Genomic DNA, 16,886 nt, shown 5'->3' with positions numbered 1-16,886 from the left:
CCCGCCGCACCCGAGTTCGGGGCCCGTCACCCGTACGGCGCGTGACCGGCGGCTGATCATCTTCGTTAATACCGGTGTCCGCCCCAGCCAGGAGCGGCCCTCCGAGATCCACGCGTGGCTTCCGCCCCTGTTCATCTGGGCGCCCGGCAACGACAGGGCGGGATCCACCGGGGTGTGTGACGCGCGAGCACGCGCGTCGTGGGACCTCACTCCGGTGGCGAGGCGACCGGTCAGCAGGGGACAGCAGCCCGGCCGCCACTCAAGGGGCGGTCGGTTCCAGGGACGCCTGGAACCGACCGTATCCGGTCGAAACGGTTGCGCCCGGGGCGGCTCATCCCGCACGATGCAAAAGGGAACGGCAAGTCCCTTGTCCCGTACCGCCATTGGTTCAACCATCTCCAGCCTGCGACGCTCCCCCCGGCGTCGCTCCGCGGCACCGACCCTGCCCTGACCTCGGTGCCGGCAGTCAAGGGCCCCGAGGCCGCCCGCACGCCCCCGCGGTGCGGCCCGGGGCCCTTCGCCGTGCCGCGGCCCGGCGCGGGCGACCCGGCGCACCCGGCGTCAGTGAGTTACGTCACATGGCCGGAATGGGCAGGCCGCTCCGTCACTCCCCCGCCTGCCTCTTCGGCACCTCCGGCACCGGCAGGAACGGCAGTCGCAGCGCCCCGAAGGCGTCCTCGGGCACCGCCGGGCCGTGCGGCGCGACGGCGGCCACGCGCTCGTACGCGCCGCCCTGCTCCGGGCGGGGATCCGCCTCGCCCTTGTTCGGCCAGAAGGCCATCGCGCGCTCCGCCTGCGCCGTGATCGTCAAGGAGGGGTTGACGCCGAGGTTCGCGGAGACGGCCGCGCCGTCGACCACCGAGATGCCGGGGTGCCCGTACAGCCGGTGGTACGGATCGATGACGCCCCGGGACGGGTCGGGGCCGATCGGGCAGCCGCCGATGAAGTGGGCGGTGAGCGGGGTGCCCATGAGCTCGCCGACGTTGCTGCCGGCGAAACCGTTGATCTCCCGGGCGATGAGGCGCGCCGCCTCGGCCGCCACGGGGATCTGCTTCGGGTTGGGCGCGCCGTGGCCCTGCCGGGCCGTGAGCAGGCCCTTGCCCACGCCGCCCGGCCTGCGGTACGTCGTCAGGGAGTTGTCCAGCGACTGCATGACGAGGCCGATGATCGTGCGCTCGGACCAGCGGCGGTTGGACAGCGACCGCAGCAGCAGCACCGGATGCCGTGCGCAGCGCGCCGCGAAGGCCACCGCCCGCGGCATGCGCGTCCCCACCGGCACCTGGAGGATGGACAGGCCGCCCATGGCGTTCGAGCCCTTGCCGTACCGCACGGGTTCGATGTGGGTGTGGGCGTCGGGGTGGACGGACGAGGTGATCGCCACGCCCCGGGTGAAGTCGGGCTTCCGGCCGTGCGCGGCGCGGTAGCGGCGGGCGGTGGTCTGGGCGCCGACCAGGGCCTCGGAGTTCGTCCGGGTCAGCTCGCCGAGCCGCTCGGAGAGGCGGGGCAGCAGGCCCTTGTCCCGCATGGTGTGCAGGAGCGTCTGGGTGCCGTACGTTCCGGCGGCGATCACGACCCGTTCGGCGCGCAGCACCCGGGGGCGGGCCGTGCGGCGCCGGCCGGTGGGGACGGTCAGGACGCGGTAGCCGCCGTCCGCGTGCTCGGTGAGGGCCACGACCGTCGTCATCGGGTGGATGACGGCTCCGGCGCGCTCGGCGAGGTGGAGGTAGTTCTCACCCAGGGTGTTCTTGGCGCCGTGCCGGCAGCCGGTCATGCACTCGCCGCACTCCACGCAGGCCTTGCGGGCGGGGCCCGCGCCCCCGAAGTACGGGTCCGGGACCTCGGCGCCTGGGCGGGCGCGGGCGCTCCCGTCGCCGTCCTCGCCGTCGCCGAAGAAGACGCCGACCGGGGCGAGGTGGAAGCTCTCCCCCACGCCCATCCGTTCGGCGGCCGCCTTCAGGTGGACGTCGGAGGGGGTCACGGTGGGGTTGAGCCGTACGCCCAGCATGCGCCGCGCCTGCTCGTAGTACGGGCGCAGCTCCTGCTCCCAGTCGGTGATGGAGGCCCACTGCGGGTCGTCGAAGAACGCCTTGGGCGGTACGTAGAGCGTGTTGGCGTAGTTCAGCGAACCGCCGCCGACGCCGGCGCCCGCGAGGACCATGACGTTGCCGAGGAGGTGGATGCGCTGGATGCCGTAAAGCCCCAGGGCCGGGGCCCACAGGTAATTGCGCAGGTCCCAGGAGTTGCGGGGGAGGCTGTCGCGGGTGAAGCGGCGGCCGGCCTCCAGCACGCCCACGCGGTAGCCCTTCTCGCTCAGGCGCAGGGCGGAGACGGAGCCGCCGAAGCCCGAGCCGATGACGATGACGTCGTAGTCGAATGTGGTCACCACATGCCTCCGGTCAGCGCAGACGGATCGCCTTCAGCAGCCGCAGCCCGCCTGTCAGCACGCGCGCGTACTGCTCGTCGTCCAGCCCGAACGCCGGCCCCAGGGGCATGATCCGCTGGTGGGCGACCGTCTGGGCCTCCGTGTACTTCAGGATGCCCTCGGCGCCGTGCCGCCGGCCCAGGCCCGAGTCGCCCATGCCGCCCATCGGCGCTCCCACGCTGGCGTACCCGGCCCCGTACGCCTCGTTGACGTTGACGGTCCCGGCGTCGACCCGTGCGGCGACCGCCCGGCCGCGCCGCCCGTCCCTCGTCCACACGCTCGCGTTGAGGCCGTACGGCGAGGAGTTGGCCAGCCGCACCGCCTCGTCCTCGTCATCGAAGCGGTAGACGGAGACGACCGGGCCGAAGGTCTCCTCCGCGCACAGCGCCATGGGCGGCTCGACGCCGTCGAGAATGGTCGGTTCGTAGAACAGCGGCCCGACGTCCGGCCGTGCCCTGCCGCCCGCTACGACGGTGGCGCCCTTGGCGACGGCCTCGTCCACGTGCCGGGTGACGGTCTCCAGTTGCTTCGCCGAGACGAGCGAGCCCATGTCGGTGCCGTACGCCAGGGCCGTGCCCAGCCGCAGCGCCTTCGTACGGGCGGCGAAGCGCCGGAGGAACGCGTCGGCTATGGAGGAATGGACGTACAGCCGCTCGATGGCCATGCACAGCTGGCCGGCGGACGAGAAGCAGCCCCGGACCGCTCCCGCCGCCGCCTTGTCGAGGTCGGCGTCACGCAGCACCAGCATGGCGTTCTTGCCGCCGAGCTCGAGCGTGGCGCCCACCAGCCGCGCCGCGGCGCCCTGGGCGACCTCGCGGCCGGTGCGCGTGGAACCGGTGAAGGAGACGTAGTCGGCGTGGCCGACGACGGCGGGGCCGACGACGGGGCCCTCGCCGAGCACGACCTGCCACAGGGCCTCGGGAAGGCCGGCCTCGACGAGGAGTTCGCGAGCCCACAGGACCGTGAGGGCCGTCTGTGTGTCGGGCTTCATGACCACCGCGTTGCCCGCGACGAAGGCGGGCAGGGCGTCCCCGGCGGACAGCTCGAGCGGATAGTTCCAGGGGGCGATGTGCCCGATCACCCCGCGCGGCTTGCGCAGTTCGGTGACTTTGGTGAGGACCGGCAGGACGCCGGTGTGGCCCTTGGGCCGGAGATAGGCGGAGGCCGCCAGTCCGTAGTGCCGCGCCACCACGGCGACCGCCTGGATCTCCTCGTGGGCGTGCAGCCGGGCCTTGCCGGTCTCCAGCTGGATGAGGTCCAGGATCTCGGACTGGCGGGCGAGTACGAGGTCGTGGAAGCGCAGCAGGACGGCCGCCCGCCGTCGTACAGGCTCCGCGGCCCAGGCGCGCTGCGCCTCCCGTGCCCGGGCGAAGGCGGTCGCGACGTCCTCGGGGGTGGATATCGGCAGGCCGGCCAGCTTCCGCCCGGTGAAGGGGGCGTGGCTGTCCGCGCTGCCGCCGGAGCTCACCACCGCGCGGGTGAGGCGGGCGACGAGCTCCGGGGTGACGACGTCGTCGGCGGTGCGGGTGCCCGCCGGGGCTACGGGATTGCGGGAGTTGCCATCGGCGACTGTTCCAGTGTCCAGCGTGTCCGTCATGCGGGTGAGCGTATGACGGACCGGACGAATTGGGTACCTGCCGGTAACCTCAAAGGGGTCACTTCGCCTGGATCTTGAGGTACTTCAGGACGTCGTCGAAGAGCTTGTCGCCGTCCTTGCGGGCCTGCCCTGCGGCGGGCATCCGGAGCTCGAGCAGCCAGGCGGTGTTCTCGGCCTCGTCGACGATGACCCGGGTGCGCCAGACGCTCTTGGGGTCTTTTTCGCCGTCCCCGGACTTGCGGTAGACGGTGACGACCTCCGCCGCTTCCATGCCCTGGAAGCGGGAGACCTCGGCCGTGGTCGCCTCCGGTTCGTTGAACGACGTCCAGTCGCCCTTGCGGCTCTTCTGCGCTTCGGCGATCCTCTCGGCCTCGGCCGAGGCCGAAGCGACCTCCTTCGGCTGCGAGTCCGAGGTGTTCTTGCTGCGCTTCTCGTCCGTCTCGCGGGTGAGGTAGAGCGTGAAGACGCCGCTGGGATCGCGGAAGGAGACCCAGCCCTTGTCGGCGTTCGTCTCCTTGACGTAGTCCTCGGGCACGGCGATCGACGCCTTGACGATCTCGGGCTCGTCCCGGACCTTCCAGTGCAGCGGAATCGCCGGCCCCACCGCGAACGGGTTCACGATGAGCAGTGCCGCCGCGGTGGCCACGGCCACCACACCGACTCCGAGCCCCCACTGCGCCTTGCGGTTGCCGTGCAGCACGGGCGGCACCCACTTGCTGCCCGCCGGCCGGGCGCCGGCCGAAGTGAACACCGACGGCTGCGGTGCCTGCGGCCGGGCCACCGCCTCCAGCGCCTGCCGGACCTCGGCGGCCGTCGGCCGGGCGGCGGGCTCCTTGCGCAGCAGCTGCATGACGATCGAGGAGAACGCCCCCGCGCCCCGCGCCGGAACCTGGGGATCCGCCGACAGGATGGCCTGCATCGTCGCCTGCGTGTTGGAGCGGCGGAACGGGGACATGCCCTCCGCCGCCGTGTAGAGCACCACGCCCAGCGACCACAGGTCGGACTCCGGGCCGGGCCGCTGGCCCAGCACCCGTTCCGGAGCGACGTATTCCGGTGACCCCACGAACGCGCCGGTCTCGGTCAGGCCCTGCTCGCCCTCGATCGTCGCGATGCCGAAGTCGGTGAGCACGACGCGGTCGTTGCGGCCGAGCAGCACGTTGTCCGGCTTGACGTCGCGGTGCAGCACCCCCGCCTCGTGCGCGGCCGTCAGCGCGCCGAGCACGGCCAGCCCGACGCGGGCCGCCTCGCGCTGGTCCAGGGTGCCCTCGGCCAGCTGGTCGGCCAGGGAGCGCCCGCGCACCAGCTCCATGACGATCCACGGGCGGCCGTCCTCGACGACCACGTCGTGGACGGTCACCACGGACGGGTGGTCGATGCGGGCCGCGGCCCGGGCCTCGCGCTGCATGCGCTGGTGGACGTTCTGCCGCATCGCTTCCGGCACGTTGTCCGGGACGCGCGGCTCCTTGACGGCGACGTCACGGTCGACGACCTCGTCGCGGGCCTTCCACACGGTGCCCATGCCGCCGTGCCCGAGCCGGGATATGAGGCGGTAGCGGCCTCCCACGACCCGGCCCACGCCCGGGTCGGCGGTCGCGGTGTGGGCTTGGGTGGGTACGTAGGGGTTGCCCGCCGGCGCAGGTGGCTGGAGTTCGTAACTGGTGGGCCCGCTCGCCCATCCCCCGTCGTTCGTCATGGCCCCATCATTACCAAGCGCGGAGCGGCCGCCGCACATCGGCGAACGGAGGGTCAGGGCGATGAGACCGGCTTCGTCCTGACAAAGGTGGACAGCGCCGTGTGGAAGTGACGGCGACCCTCGGCGGACTTGCCGACCGGGGAGGACACCCACACGTCGTACATCTTGTCCCCCTCGTCCCAGGCGAGGTCGTAGGTGTGGCGGGAGCCGGCGGGCGCCTTGCTCTCCGGAACCTCGAAGCCGTCCCAGACGAACTCCCAGGAGGCGGCCCGCCGGCCCTTGTGCGTGGTGCGCTCGACCTTGCCGTCGCGGTAGCCGGGGTAGCGGTCCGGGGCCATGGCGGCGGAGCTGCGCATGACGGCGATCGGGCCGCCCTCCTGCACGTCCTGGATGAGGACGCCGATGCGGAACTCCTTGCCGGGCGAGTAGTAGAAGACGCGGGGCGGCTCGAAGGAGCGGACGAAGCCGTCGGGCACGGCGAGCGCGAAGCCCGCCGGGTCCTGCACGGCGTGGTAGCCGGCGGGCGCGGACACCGACGCGCTGGTGGGCGGCGGCTCGAGGACGGACGCGCCCCTGGACGGCCCGGTGGAGTGGGCCGCCTTGTCGTTCGAGGACACCCGGCCCGGCTCACGGTCCATCAGCAGCGCGGCCGCACCGGCGCCCATCCCGGCCAGCGTGACCACGGTCAGCGCCGCCATCAGGGCGGTACGGGCACGGTTGCTGCCGGGCGTCGTGACGGTCTCGGCGTGGGCGGCGGGCACCGGGACGCGCGTACCGGTCTGCGTCGGCGTGTACCTCTCGGGGACCGGCGTCCGGCCGGTGTCCAGAAAGCCGCGCAGCAGCCGCTCCGCCTCGTCCGCGCTCATCCGCTGCGCCGGGTCCCGCTCCAACAGGCCCCGTACGACCGGCAGCAGCGGCCCGGCCGCGGCGGGCGGACGGATCTCGGCGTAGACGACGGCGTGCAGGATGCCGCCCAACGAATCGCGGTGGAAGGGCGATTCCCCGTTCATGGCCGTGCATAGCAGCACGCCCAGCGACCACAGGTCCGACTCCGGGCCCGCGCGCCCGCCGGCCATCCGCTCGGGCGCGGTGTACTCGGGCGAGCCCACGAACGCGCCCGTCTCGGTGATCGTCGTGGCGCCGGAGACCTGGGCGATGCCGAAGTCCGTGAGTACCACCCGCCCGGTCGCCGCCTCCAGCAGGACGTTCGGGGGCTTGATGTCGCGGTGCAGGACGCCGCGCGCGTGCGCCGCGCGCAGCGCGCCCAGCAGCGCGACGCCGATGCGGGCCCCCTCCTGCGGGGTGACCGGGCCCTCGGTGGAGAGCCGGCCGGACAGCGAGCGGCCGTCGATCAGCTCCATGACGATCCAGGGCCGGCCGTCCTGCTCGACGATGTCGTGCATGACGATCACGTTCGGGTGCTTGATCAGTGCGACCGCACGGGCCTCGCGCAGCATGCGGTCGTACTGCGCCTGGGCATCCGCGGCGGAGTGCTGATCGTCGATGTGCAGCTCTTTGACCGCGACCTCACGGGCCAGCAGCTCGTCCGTGGCACGCCATACGGTGCCCATGCCACCGCGCCCGATCTTGCGGACCAGCCGGTACCGCCCGGCGATGAGACCGCCGTGTGCAGCGAAGGTGCCCATGAGCTCATATTGCCCCACCTCGCCCCGCCCGACCGGGTCCGTACCGGTCGCTTCACTCCACGACGGGCAACATTCTTCCGGTTCGTCGGATCGTAGGGGCGGCGGGGCGGAAGCGCGGGCGTCCAAAGCACCCGCACAGTTCATGTACAGTTGTTCCCGCAACGCCGACCGGACGACGGGAATCCGCCTCCGGGACGCCAAGCGCTCGTAGCTTAACGGATAGAGCACTTGACTACGGATCAAGAGGTTGCAGGTTCGAATCCTGCCGAGCGCACACTCCTGACGGGAGCCGGACAGTGTCCGGCTCCCGTTCTTCGTTGTCCGTTCTTCGTTGTCCGTTCTTCGGAGGCCGTCCTTCGCCGGCTCGCGTCTAGGACGGCATCCGTCCTACTGACCGCCTAGCGTCGGCCCCATGGCCCCCTCCCGCACCCCCCGCATCACTGACGATCAGCGCCGTGCCCGCCTCGCGCACCGTCACCTCCTGGCGCCCGGTCGCCGTGCCGCGACCGTCGAGGAGGTGGCCGACGCCCTCGTCGGACTGCACGCCAGCGACCCGGCGACCGTGTACCTGTCGGCGTGCGCACGGCTCGCCGAGCCGTCCACGGCCGAGGTGGAGCGGGGGCTGTACGAGGACGTGACGCTGGTCAAGCTGCTGTCCATGCGGCGCACGCTCTTCGCCGTCAGCACCGACGCGGCCCCCTACGTGAACTGCTCCACCGCCCGCGCGATCGCGCTCAAGGAGCGGGAGGGGCTGCTCAAGCAGCTCCGGCAGAGCCTGCCGGACTGGGACGAGCGGCGTCTGGTGCGCACCGAGCGGGAGGTGCTGGCCGCGCTCGCCGGGCGCGGCGAGGCGACGACGGCCGAGCTGGCCCGGGACGTGCCCGCGCTGCGGGAGACGATGATCGTCTCGCCCGGCAAGCCGTACGAGGGGCGGCAGAGCGTGGGCAGCCGGGTGCTGCGGCTGCTGGCCTCGGACGGGCATGTGCGCCGGGCCCGGCCGCGCGGCTCGTGGACGAGCAGCCTGTACGCGTGGGCGCCGGTGCCGCAGCTGCCGGACGTTCCGGTGCGCGAGGCGAAGGCGGAGGTGGTGCGGCGCTGGCTCGGCTCGTACGGGCCGTCGACGGAGGCCGACCTGAAGTGGTGGACCGGCTGGACGCTGCGGGACACACGGGCGGCGCTGGCCGACGTCGGGGCCCTCGAGGTGCGGCTGGAGGCGGGGCCCGGGTTCGCCCTGCCGGACGACCTCGAGGACGCCGGGCCGTGGGGCGACTGGGCGGCCCTGCTTCCCGGGCTTGACCCGACGGCCATGGGCTGGCGCGGGCGCGACTGGTACCTCTCGCCCGACCACGTCCCCTTCCTCTTCGACCGGGCCGGCAACATCGGGCCCACCGTCTGGTGGAACGGCCGCGTCATCGGCGGGTGGGCGCAGCGCGCCGACGGCGAGATCGTGTGGCGGCTCCTGACGGACGCGGGGCGCGACGCGGTGGCCGCGATCGGGGCGGAGGCCGCACGGCTGTCCGCCTGGATCGGGGAGGTCCGCGTCACGCCCCGGTTCCGTACGCCGCTGGAGCGGGAACTGGTGCGCTAGCGGCTCAGGCGGACTTGGGCCGGCCGCCGTAGGGGACGGTGAGGAACTCGACGGCGATCGTGCCGCCCGGGTCCAGGACGTAGACGCCGCGCCCGCCGTCGTTGTGGTTGATGCCCTCGGTGGTCCGGTACGGGTCCGCCCAGTGCGGCAGCGACCGCTCGGTGATCTTCGCGAAGGTTGTGTCGAACTCCTCCTCGGTGACGAGGAAGGCGAGGTGGGAGTTGTTGAGGTCGTCCGGCGCGACCACGGAGTCGGCGAAGTCGATGTCGACGCCGTTGGACGTGGTGATCTGGGTGAAGATCGCGACGTCGGCCGGCGGCTTCGTGCCGAGCAGCTCGGCGACGAACGCGGCGGAGGCGTGCCGGTCCTTGCAGTGGACGATGACGTGGTTCAGTTCGGCTGCCATGGTGCTCCTTCGGTCCGTTGCGGTTCTCTCAGGGCTTGGCGGTACGGCCGCGGCCGGGCAGGGCCAGCCCGCCCAGCGCGGCACAGGCGGTGCAGACCGCGGCGATCAGCAGGCCGCGGCCGTAGCCGGCCGCCAGGGCGGCCGGTACGTCATGGGCGTGGCCGGCCAGGTGGGCGGCCGTGGTGTGGGAGGCGACGGTCCCCAGGACGGCGAGGCCGAGGGCGCCGCCGACCTGGCGCGAGGTGTTGACCAGTCCCGAGGCCAGCCCCGCCTGCTCACGGGGGGTGTCGCCGGTCGCGGCCATCGTGACGGGCATGGAGGCCAGGCCCATGCCGAGGGTGACGAGGACGAAGGGCGCGAGGACGTCGGCCGGGTAACTGCCGCCGGCCCGGATCTGGGAGAGCCAGGCGAAGCCCACGGTGCTCAGCGCCATGCCGGTCACCAGCAGCGGGCGGGCGCCGGTGCGGTCCACGACGCGGGTGGCGATGCGGGCGCCGGTGATGATCGCGAGCGAGCCGGGCACGAAGCACAGGCCCGCCCGGAGCGCGTCGTAGCCGAGGACCTGCTGCAGGTGGAGGGAGACAAGGAACCACATCGAGAACATCGACGCGCCGATCAACATCACGACCAGGTTCGCGGTGGCCAGCGTGCGGCGGCGCAGGACCGCCAGGGGGACGAGGGGGTGGGCGACCCGGGACTCGATGACCACGAACGCCGCCAGCAGCACCACGGCGGCCGCGACCGGCCCCCATACCGCGGCCGAGTCCCACCCGTGGGTCTCGCTGGAGATGATTCCGTAGACGAGCGCGGTCAGGCCCGCGGTCACCGTCGCCGCGCCCGGCAGGTCCAGCCGGCGCAGCCCGCCCCGGGCGCCCGCGGCGGCCGGTACGTACACCAGCGCGGCGGCCAGCAGGACGGCGCCCAGGGGGACGTTGACGAAGAAGACCCAGCGCCAGCCCGCGTACTGGGTGAGCACGCCGCCGACGACCGCGCCCGCCGCACCGCCGGCCGCCATGACGGCACTCCAGGCGCCCATGGCGCGGGTGCGGGCGGCGGGCTCGGTGAACGTCGTCATGATCAGCGTCAGGGTGGCCGGCGCGAGGACCGCGCCGCCCACGCCCTGTACCGCGCGGGCGGCGATCAGCAGGGCGCCGTCGGTGGCGAAGCCGCCGACGAGCGAGGCGAGGGTGAAGGCCGCGAGTCCGGTGAGGAAGGCCCGCTTGGTGCCGACGAGGTCGGCCGCGCGGCCGCCGAGCAGCAGCAGGCCGGCGAAGCCGAGGGTGTAGGCGTTGACGATCCACTGCTGGCCGGCGGCGCTGAGGTGGAGCTCGGCGCGCACGGACGGGAGCGCCACGTTCACGATCGACACATCGAGGATGACCATGAACTGTGCCGCGCAGGCGATGGCCAGGATCGCGGCGGCGTTGCGGGGTAAGGCGGCGGGGCCGTCCTCGGCTGCGGGCCGCAGGGGTGATGTGGCGGTGGACATGCGGGCGTCCTCACGTGCGAAGGCCGTGGAGCATGAAGATCGAATTAGACCAGCTCTAAAAATATAGCATCTCTATTTCTGTGCCCCAAGGCCGTTATCCTGAGCCCATGACTCCGCTCCCGGCCGCCACCCCGTCCTCCGAGCCCGCCCCGGCCTCCGGCATGCGCGGACGCAAGCGGGAGCGCACCCGCGCGGCGATCTCCGACGCGGCCTTCCGCCTCTTCGCCGAGCAGGGGTTCGACGCCGTCACGCTCGCCCGCATCGCCGCGGAGGCGGACGTGGCGCCGGCGACGGTCTTCACGCACTTCGCGTCGAAGGAGGACATCTTCTTCAGCCGGCGCGAGGAGTTCTGGGCGGGCATGCCGCAGACCGTCGAGTCGTCCCGGACCTGGGGGGAACTCCTCGACGGTCTGCGCGCCTTCTACACCGGGCGGTGCGAACTGGTCTTCTCCGAGGAGCACTTCGCCCACGGCCGGATCTTCTCCCGTGTCCTGCTGGAGAGCCCGGCGCTCAGGAAGAGCTACCACGCGATCGTCGCGGAGCGGCAGCGGCTGCTCGCCGGGCTCCTCGCCGCGCGGGCCCCGCGGCTGGCGGACGCCGAGGTCCGGCTGTTCGCCGCGCTGGCCATCGCCGTCGGGGAGACCGCCTATGCGGCGGTGCACACCACCATGGCGGCGGACGAGCCGACCGAGCACGTACGGGCGGCCGCCGCCGAGGCCGTCGACCGGGGGTTCGCCCGGCTCGCCCTGGCCTACGAGGGCTCGGCCCCGCTGGACGCCGAGCCCTCCTGAGCGCCGCGCGGGGGCGTCAGCGCACGACCCGCCACGTCACCTCGGCGGTCAGCCGCCGGGCGAGCTCCGGATCGCGCACCGCGTCCGTGCGGTCGGTCCCCCGCGCCGACAGCACGTGCTGCCGGCCGTCGGCGGGAACGCCCAGCGAGCGCGGGACGACGCTCGTCCTGCCCCGGGCCGCGACGGCCTCGCGACCGTCGACGTACCAGCGCACCTCGGTCGTCGCCGATCCCGGCCGGACGCTCACCCGCTCCCCGCGCCCGACGCTCGTGCCCTGGCCGGGCACCCCGCTCAGGGGGGTGGCATGCCGGTAGAAGCCCGCGATCATCGCCTCGCGGCCGGGGAGGTTGAACTCACGGCCCAGCGACCGCATGAGCGAGTCCGCGGTGGGGCGGAAGAGGCCCTTGGGGTAGTAGCCGCCGCCCTCGTACGCTCCCACGGTGCCGCCGTCGGGTGAGGTGCGGCCGATCCAGCGGTACCACTTCGCGCGCTGGGCGGTCATGCGCTCCGCGGTGAGCGTGGAGGTGTTGACGTCCGCCGGCTCGGGACCGGTGTAGGTGCCGTACTCGTCGTACTGGTACTCGTCGGCGAGCTTGCCGAGGGAATGGCCGCTCTCGTGGACGAGGATCTGGTCGGAGCGGTCGTTGTCGGACGAGGCGGTGGCGATGCCGTCGTAGCCGACCTGGGAGACGACGTCGTTGTAGCCGGCGCCGCCGTACTTGGCGGAGTGGGAGAGCACCACCACCAGGTCGGCGGCGGGCGCCTTGGCGGCGTACGACTCGACCTTGGCGGTGTCCACGCACAACAGCCGCTCGATGCCGTCGCAGTAGAAGCCCGAGCCGAGGGCGGTGTTCTTCACCACGCCCTGCGCCGGGTCACCGGAGACGCCCGAGTCGCGCGAGACGGCGTCCACCGCCCAGACGTTGAAGAGCTTGCGGTAGGAGGCGTAGGGCTCCACGGCGGACATCCGCTCCCACTTGGCCCGCACAGCCGCGTGGAAGGCGTCCTGCTCGGAGGCGGTGTAGCCGTCGCCGACGAAGACGATGTCGAGCTTGCTGCCGACCGGGCCGTTCTCGACGACCGGCGTCACGTGGCCGTCGCCTTTGGCGGAGGGGAGCAGCGGACGCGGCGGGGTACGGGGCGCGGGGACGGTCGTGTGGTGGGGGTGGCCGCCCGGTTCGGTGAAGTACTCCACTCGTTGGGCGGGTTTGGGGCGGGGATTCGCGTCAACTGCGGCCGCGTTCGTCCCGGCGGCGAGGACGGCCAGGGCGGCGGCAGCGGCCGCGATGGATATTCGTCTGTGCATGGGGGGTTCCTCCCGAACCGAAACCCGCCGATTAAGCGGCGAGTTAAGTCGCGTTAAGGTGCGGCTCAACGTAGGGGTTCGGGAGGTTCATGACAATGGATCGGACGCTCAGATCTCATCCCTTACGAGCCTGAGCAGCCGGTCCAGCACCACGCGCCCGCTCGCCCGCAGGCCGTCGTGCTCGTACTCGTCGGTGACCCAGGTGCGCAGCCCGGCGATGGCCCGGGCCGTGCGCAGCGAGTGGGCGGTGTCGACGTAGAGGTCGTCGTGGTAGATCGCGGCGGCGACCGGGACCGTATTGCGCGCGAGCCTGCCGGCGTCGTACAGCGGCGTCCATCCCTTGCGCTCCGCGAGCAGTTCGGCGGTGTGCCGCAGCGGGCGCAGGGCGGCGTGGGTGCGCAGCATCCAGGGGTGGACGGTCTCGCCGGTGAAGAGGAAACGGCCACCGGGCTCGAAGTGCTGTTCGAACTGCGGGAATTCCCCGCGTATCCGCTCGGCGGACCAGTGCGTCGCGCGCTCGTCCTGGGCATAAATGGCCTCATGGAGGAGCGTGTACAGAGGGCTCCCGGCGCGCGAGAGCACCGCCGCGACCTGTTCCGTGAACGCGTCGGACAGGCGCGGCCCGTCGACGGTCGGCACGAACGCGTCCTCCAGCAGGTAGTGCAGCCGGTGCGAGCCGTCGCCGGTGCCGAGCATGATGCCGAGCTGCTGGAACGCCTGGACGGTCAGCAGCGTGCCGTCCGGCAGCACCTCCTCGGTGCCGGCGAGGTGCTCGGCTATGCGCAGTGCCGCCTCCTCGTCACGCGGGTAGCGGGCGTAGTGCGCGAGGACCTTGCGCTCCATGCGCGGATAGGCGGCGCGGTAGACGGCGTCCGCGTCGGCGTCGAGGGACGGCAGGCCACCGGTGATGATCACCTGCGCGAGCCCCTCCGGGGCGAGCGAGAGGTAGGTGACGGCGCAGAAGCCGCCGAAGCTCTGCCCCAGCACGGTCCACGGCCGGCCGCCGGTCAGCCGCGGGCGGATGTACTCGCAGTCGCGCACGATCGCGTCGGCCCGGAAGTGGGCGAGGTAGTCGGCCTGCCGCTGCGGGGTGCCGCGCAGCGGGAGGGTCTGCCGGCCGGCCGGGGTGGAGCGGCCGGTGCCGCGCTGGTCGAGCAGCAGGACGCGGTAGTCCTCCAGCGCGCGGTCGAGCCAGTTCTCGCGGCCCACGGGCCGTCCCGCGGGAAAGCCGGGGCCGCCCTGCAGGTAGACCAGCCACGGCAGGTCCTCGTGCGCGCGGTCCGCGGCGACGACCTCGCGGGCGTAGAGGCGGATGTGTTCTCCGCCGGGGGACGTATGGTCGAGCGGCACGTCGAAGAAGTGGTCGGTGAGGGCCAGTCCGGGCTGCCGGACGGTGATATTTCCGGCACCCCGTGTCCCGGTGGTCTTCGGCACGGTTACATCCTCACGTAAGCAGATTTAACGCACGGCTTGAATCACGGCGCAATGTACCGAGGGGCGGAAGTGGCCGAGAACAGCACCCACGGCATACGGGCGGACGAACCCTCCGACATCGGGCGGCGCGTCCTGCGGATGCGCACCGAAAAGGGACTCACCCAGAAGCAACTGGCCGAACCCGCCTACACCGCCGCGTACGTCTCCACCCTGGAGGCCGGCAAGGTCCGCCCCTCCGAGACCGCCCTGCGCCACCTCGCGCGGCGGCTGGGCACCACCGTCGAGGAGCTCGCCACCGGGCGCCCCCCGCACCTGGCGACCGAGCTGCGCATGCGGCTGACCGACGCCCGGCGCGCACTGGCCACGGGCGACGCCGAGGACGCCGCCGTGCTCTTCCGCGCCCTGCGCGACGAGGCCGCGGGCCTGGAGCTCGTGCAGGAGCACTTCACCGCCCTGCTCGGGCTCGGCGACTGCGCGCTGGAGACCGGCGATCTCACCGACGCCCGCGACCACTTCGCCGAGGCCGAGGCCCTGCTCGCCGGCCAGCCGCTGCCGCGCCGCGTGCCCGCCCTGCGCGGGCGGGCCACCGCCCACCTGCTGGCGGGCGAACTACGCTACTCCTGCTATCTGCTGGAGACGGCCGTCGACGAGCTCAACGCCTCCGGGATGCACGACCCCGACGCCCTGCTGCTCCTGTACACCGCCTCCATCGCGCCCTACATGGACATGGGGGCGCACGCACGTGCCGCGCACGCCGCGGAGCTCGCACTGGCCCTCGCGCCCCAGGTGGACAACCCCGCGCTGGTGGCGGGCATGCACCGGGGCGTGGCCCGCACCCTCATCGCCGAGGGCCGGATCGCCGACGCCGACGCCTCCCTCGCCAAGGCCCAGGAGCTCTACCAGCAGCTGCACATACGCACCGAGCTCGCCCACTGCCACTGGATGCGCGGCTACGTCCACGCCCAGGACGGCAATCTGCGCAAGGCCGAGAGCGAGCTGCGCACCGCCCGCGACATGCTGGCGTCCAAGCGCGCCGCCCTGTTCACCGTGCAGGTCGAGGTGGAGCTGGCGGACGTGCTGCGGCGCAGGGGCAAGGCCGCCGAGGCCGAGGAGCTGCTGCGCCCGCTGCTGTCGCCCACGGCGCTGGGGGCCGAGCGCGGCGCCGTCCACGCGGGCGGCGCGCACCGGCTGCTGGGGCTCATCGCCGAGGAACGCGCCGACACCGAGGCCGCCGAGGAGCACTACTGCGCCGCGCTGTCCCTGCTGGAGCGCACGGGCGCCGCCGGCGACCTCGCCGACCTGTGCCGCCTGCTGGGCGATCTGCTGCGGCGCACGGGCCGTACGGAGGCCGCCCTGGACGCCTACCGCACCGGTCTGGGGCACCGGGCCGCGCCCGGCACGACGACGCTGGGCCCGGCGCCCACCTCCCCGCCCCACTGGCCGCGCCCCTGACGCCGCCGGGTGCCGCGCCGCCGACCGGCCCTCCCCTCACCCGGGCCGGTCAGCGGTCGGTCATGTGCGGCGCGAGGAGTCGCCTCCAGCCGCGCCGCAAGTCGTCGTACTCCCCTTCGCACAGCGCGGCCCGCTGCATGCTCAGGCGCTTGCCGTCGACCAGGGCGCGGTACACCGCCCCCCGTTCGCGCTGCGGCGCCGAGCCGTACAGATAGCAGCGGTAGCCGGCGCTGCGGGCCGCGTCCGGAGGGTGTTCGTCCGAGGGGTCGACGTCGGAGGGGTCGGCCCCGCTCGCGTACTGCGCGTAGTTGTCGGCGGCGGCCAGCAGCGCGGCGCGGCCCGCCTTGCCCTGGTCCAGCAGGCGGTACGCCGCGAACTGGTCGGCGACGTCCTCCTCGTGGCCGGTGAACGGCAGGTCCAGCTTGTCGATGAGCGCGTGGGCGGCCTCGTGGTAGAGCGTCTCGGTGATGACGCCGGCCGTCCGCTCCGCGGGATCGCGGTCGGCACCTGACGTCCGGTCCGCCTCGAACATCGAGCGGACCTCGCGGACGAAGCCGTAGCAGAGCGCTATGCGACTGGTCTCCGGGTCGTACTCGGAGGTGTCGTCCTTCTTGCAGACGCGGCCGACGATCTCGACCCGCTCCGGCAGCCGGACGAACTTGTTCAGGTCCTCGGCGACCTTCTCCGGCAGCCGGCGCTCGCGCAGGAAGGCCCGCTCGTCCGCTCCGCCCGCCTGGTAGGACACGGACAGGCCGCCGCCTGTGGGGGGCGCGGCGGCCTGCGACCGTGGTCCGCACGCGGTGGCGAGGGCGGCGGTACAGACACCGGCCACGACGAGCGCGCGGGCGCGCCACACGGTGGCCGGAATCCGGGGGCCGGCCCCCGCATGGTGCAGCATGGACAGCACTCTGCCCGTCCGCGCGCCCGGACGGAATCCGCCGTGGGTCCCGGCCCACCCCCGCCGGTCGGCGGGGGTGTCCCCGGCCCCGGGGGGAGTGCCGGGCTCCGCTTTTCCCCTCCCGTGCGGCAGGCTGGAGGGGGCCGGAGCACCGGCCGGTGGGA

General features: G+C 73.1%; 12 protein-coding genes and 1 tRNA gene. 4 read left to right on the top strand and 9 right to left on the bottom strand.

The genetic code is table 11. The features are described 5' to 3' along the window. Window positions 1-604: 604 nt before the first annotated feature. From ACIGXW_RS08355 to ACIGXW_RS08340, 4 genes are read right to left on the bottom strand one after another with little or no spacing between them, the layout of a single operon-like run. Window positions 605-2,383 carry a GMC oxidoreductase gene (locus ACIGXW_RS08355; protein WP_399571253.1) on the bottom strand — a complete coding sequence of 593 codons (1,779 nt, stop codon included), beginning with the start codon at window positions 2,381-2,383 and terminating at the stop codon, window positions 605-607. Window positions 2,384-2,396: 13 nt separating this feature from the next. Then, on the bottom strand, window positions 2,397-4,019 hold the full coding sequence (locus ACIGXW_RS08350; RefSeq protein ID WP_399571250.1) for a succinic semialdehyde dehydrogenase: 1,623 nt from the start codon (window positions 4,017-4,019) through the stop codon (window positions 2,397-2,399). 58 nt (window positions 4,020-4,077) lie between these two features. Beyond that, a complete protein-coding gene (locus ACIGXW_RS08345) occupies window positions 4,078-5,712 on the bottom strand; it encodes a serine/threonine-protein kinase (RefSeq protein WP_399571248.1) in 1,635 nt (544 codons plus the stop codon). A gap of 53 nt (window positions 5,713-5,765) precedes the next feature. Further along, entirely contained in the window at window positions 5,766-7,358 is a 1,593-nt protein-coding gene (locus ACIGXW_RS08340) for a serine/threonine-protein kinase (RefSeq protein WP_399571246.1), read from the bottom strand. A 201-nt stretch (window positions 7,359-7,559) separates the two neighbouring features. Here ACIGXW_RS08340 and ACIGXW_RS08335 point away from each other — a divergent pair. Together ACIGXW_RS08335 and ACIGXW_RS08330 are read left to right on the top strand one after the other, a co-directional pair. After that, window positions 7,560-7,632, top strand: a tRNA-Arg gene (locus tag ACIGXW_RS08335). A gap of 138 nt (window positions 7,633-7,770) precedes the next feature. Next, window positions 7,771-8,946, top strand: a complete 1,176-nt coding sequence (locus ACIGXW_RS08330; protein WP_399571244.1) for a winged helix DNA-binding domain-containing protein — start codon at window positions 7,771-7,773, stop codon at window positions 8,944-8,946. 4 nt (window positions 8,947-8,950) lie between these two features. Here the strand turns inward: ACIGXW_RS08330 and ACIGXW_RS08325 are convergent, their stop codons facing one another. Together ACIGXW_RS08325 and ACIGXW_RS08320 are read right to left on the bottom strand one after the other, a co-directional pair. After that, entirely contained in the window at window positions 8,951-9,352 is a 402-nt protein-coding gene (locus ACIGXW_RS08325) for a VOC family protein (RefSeq protein ID WP_399571242.1), read from the bottom strand. Between the two features lie 28 nt (window positions 9,353-9,380). Further along, complete coding sequence (locus ACIGXW_RS08320; protein ID WP_399571239.1) at window positions 9,381-10,841, bottom strand: MFS transporter; 1,461 nt, start codon at window positions 10,839-10,841, stop codon at window positions 9,381-9,383. A gap of 107 nt (window positions 10,842-10,948) precedes the next feature. Between ACIGXW_RS08320 and ACIGXW_RS08315 the strand changes: the two genes are divergently transcribed. Beyond that, entirely contained in the window at window positions 10,949-11,632 is a 684-nt protein-coding gene (locus ACIGXW_RS08315) for a TetR/AcrR family transcriptional regulator (RefSeq protein WP_071962596.1), read from the top strand. A gap of 16 nt (window positions 11,633-11,648) precedes the next feature. Here the strand turns inward: ACIGXW_RS08315 and ACIGXW_RS08310 are convergent, their stop codons facing one another. Together ACIGXW_RS08310 and ACIGXW_RS08305 are read right to left on the bottom strand one after the other, a co-directional pair. Next, the gene (locus tag ACIGXW_RS08310; protein ID WP_399571237.1) at window positions 11,649-12,938 is read right to left on the bottom strand and encodes a M64 family metallopeptidase; all 1,290 of its coding nucleotides are present in this window, start codon (window positions 12,936-12,938) and stop codon (window positions 11,649-11,651) included. A 108-nt stretch (window positions 12,939-13,046) separates the two neighbouring features. Continuing rightward, window positions 13,047-14,372, bottom strand: coding sequence for an alpha/beta fold hydrolase (locus ACIGXW_RS08305; protein WP_399571235.1), 1,326 nt, complete (start codon window positions 14,370-14,372; stop codon window positions 13,047-13,049). 69 nt (window positions 14,373-14,441) lie between these two features. Here ACIGXW_RS08305 and ACIGXW_RS08300 point away from each other — a divergent pair, with 69 nt between their 5' ends. Continuing rightward, on the top strand, window positions 14,442-15,824 hold the full coding sequence (locus ACIGXW_RS08300) for a helix-turn-helix domain-containing protein (RefSeq protein ID WP_399571233.1): 1,383 nt from the start codon (window positions 14,442-14,444) through the stop codon (window positions 15,822-15,824). A 49-nt stretch (window positions 15,825-15,873) separates the two neighbouring features. On the opposite strand, the gene ACIGXW_RS08295 is transcribed toward ACIGXW_RS08300, so the two are convergent. Further along, window positions 15,874-16,722: a DUF4344 domain-containing metallopeptidase gene (locus ACIGXW_RS08295; RefSeq protein ID WP_399571231.1), complete on the bottom strand. Its 849-nt coding sequence runs from the start codon at window positions 16,720-16,722 to the stop codon at window positions 15,874-15,876. Between the last annotated feature and the right edge of the window lie 164 nt (window positions 16,723-16,886).

Origin of the sequence: Streptomyces sp. NPDC053079 (genome assembly GCF_044546695.1) — a bacterium.
Classification (GTDB): domain Bacteria; phylum Actinomycetota; class Actinomycetes; order Streptomycetales; family Streptomycetaceae; genus Streptomyces.
This window is presented reverse-complemented; position numbering and strand designations above follow the sequence as displayed.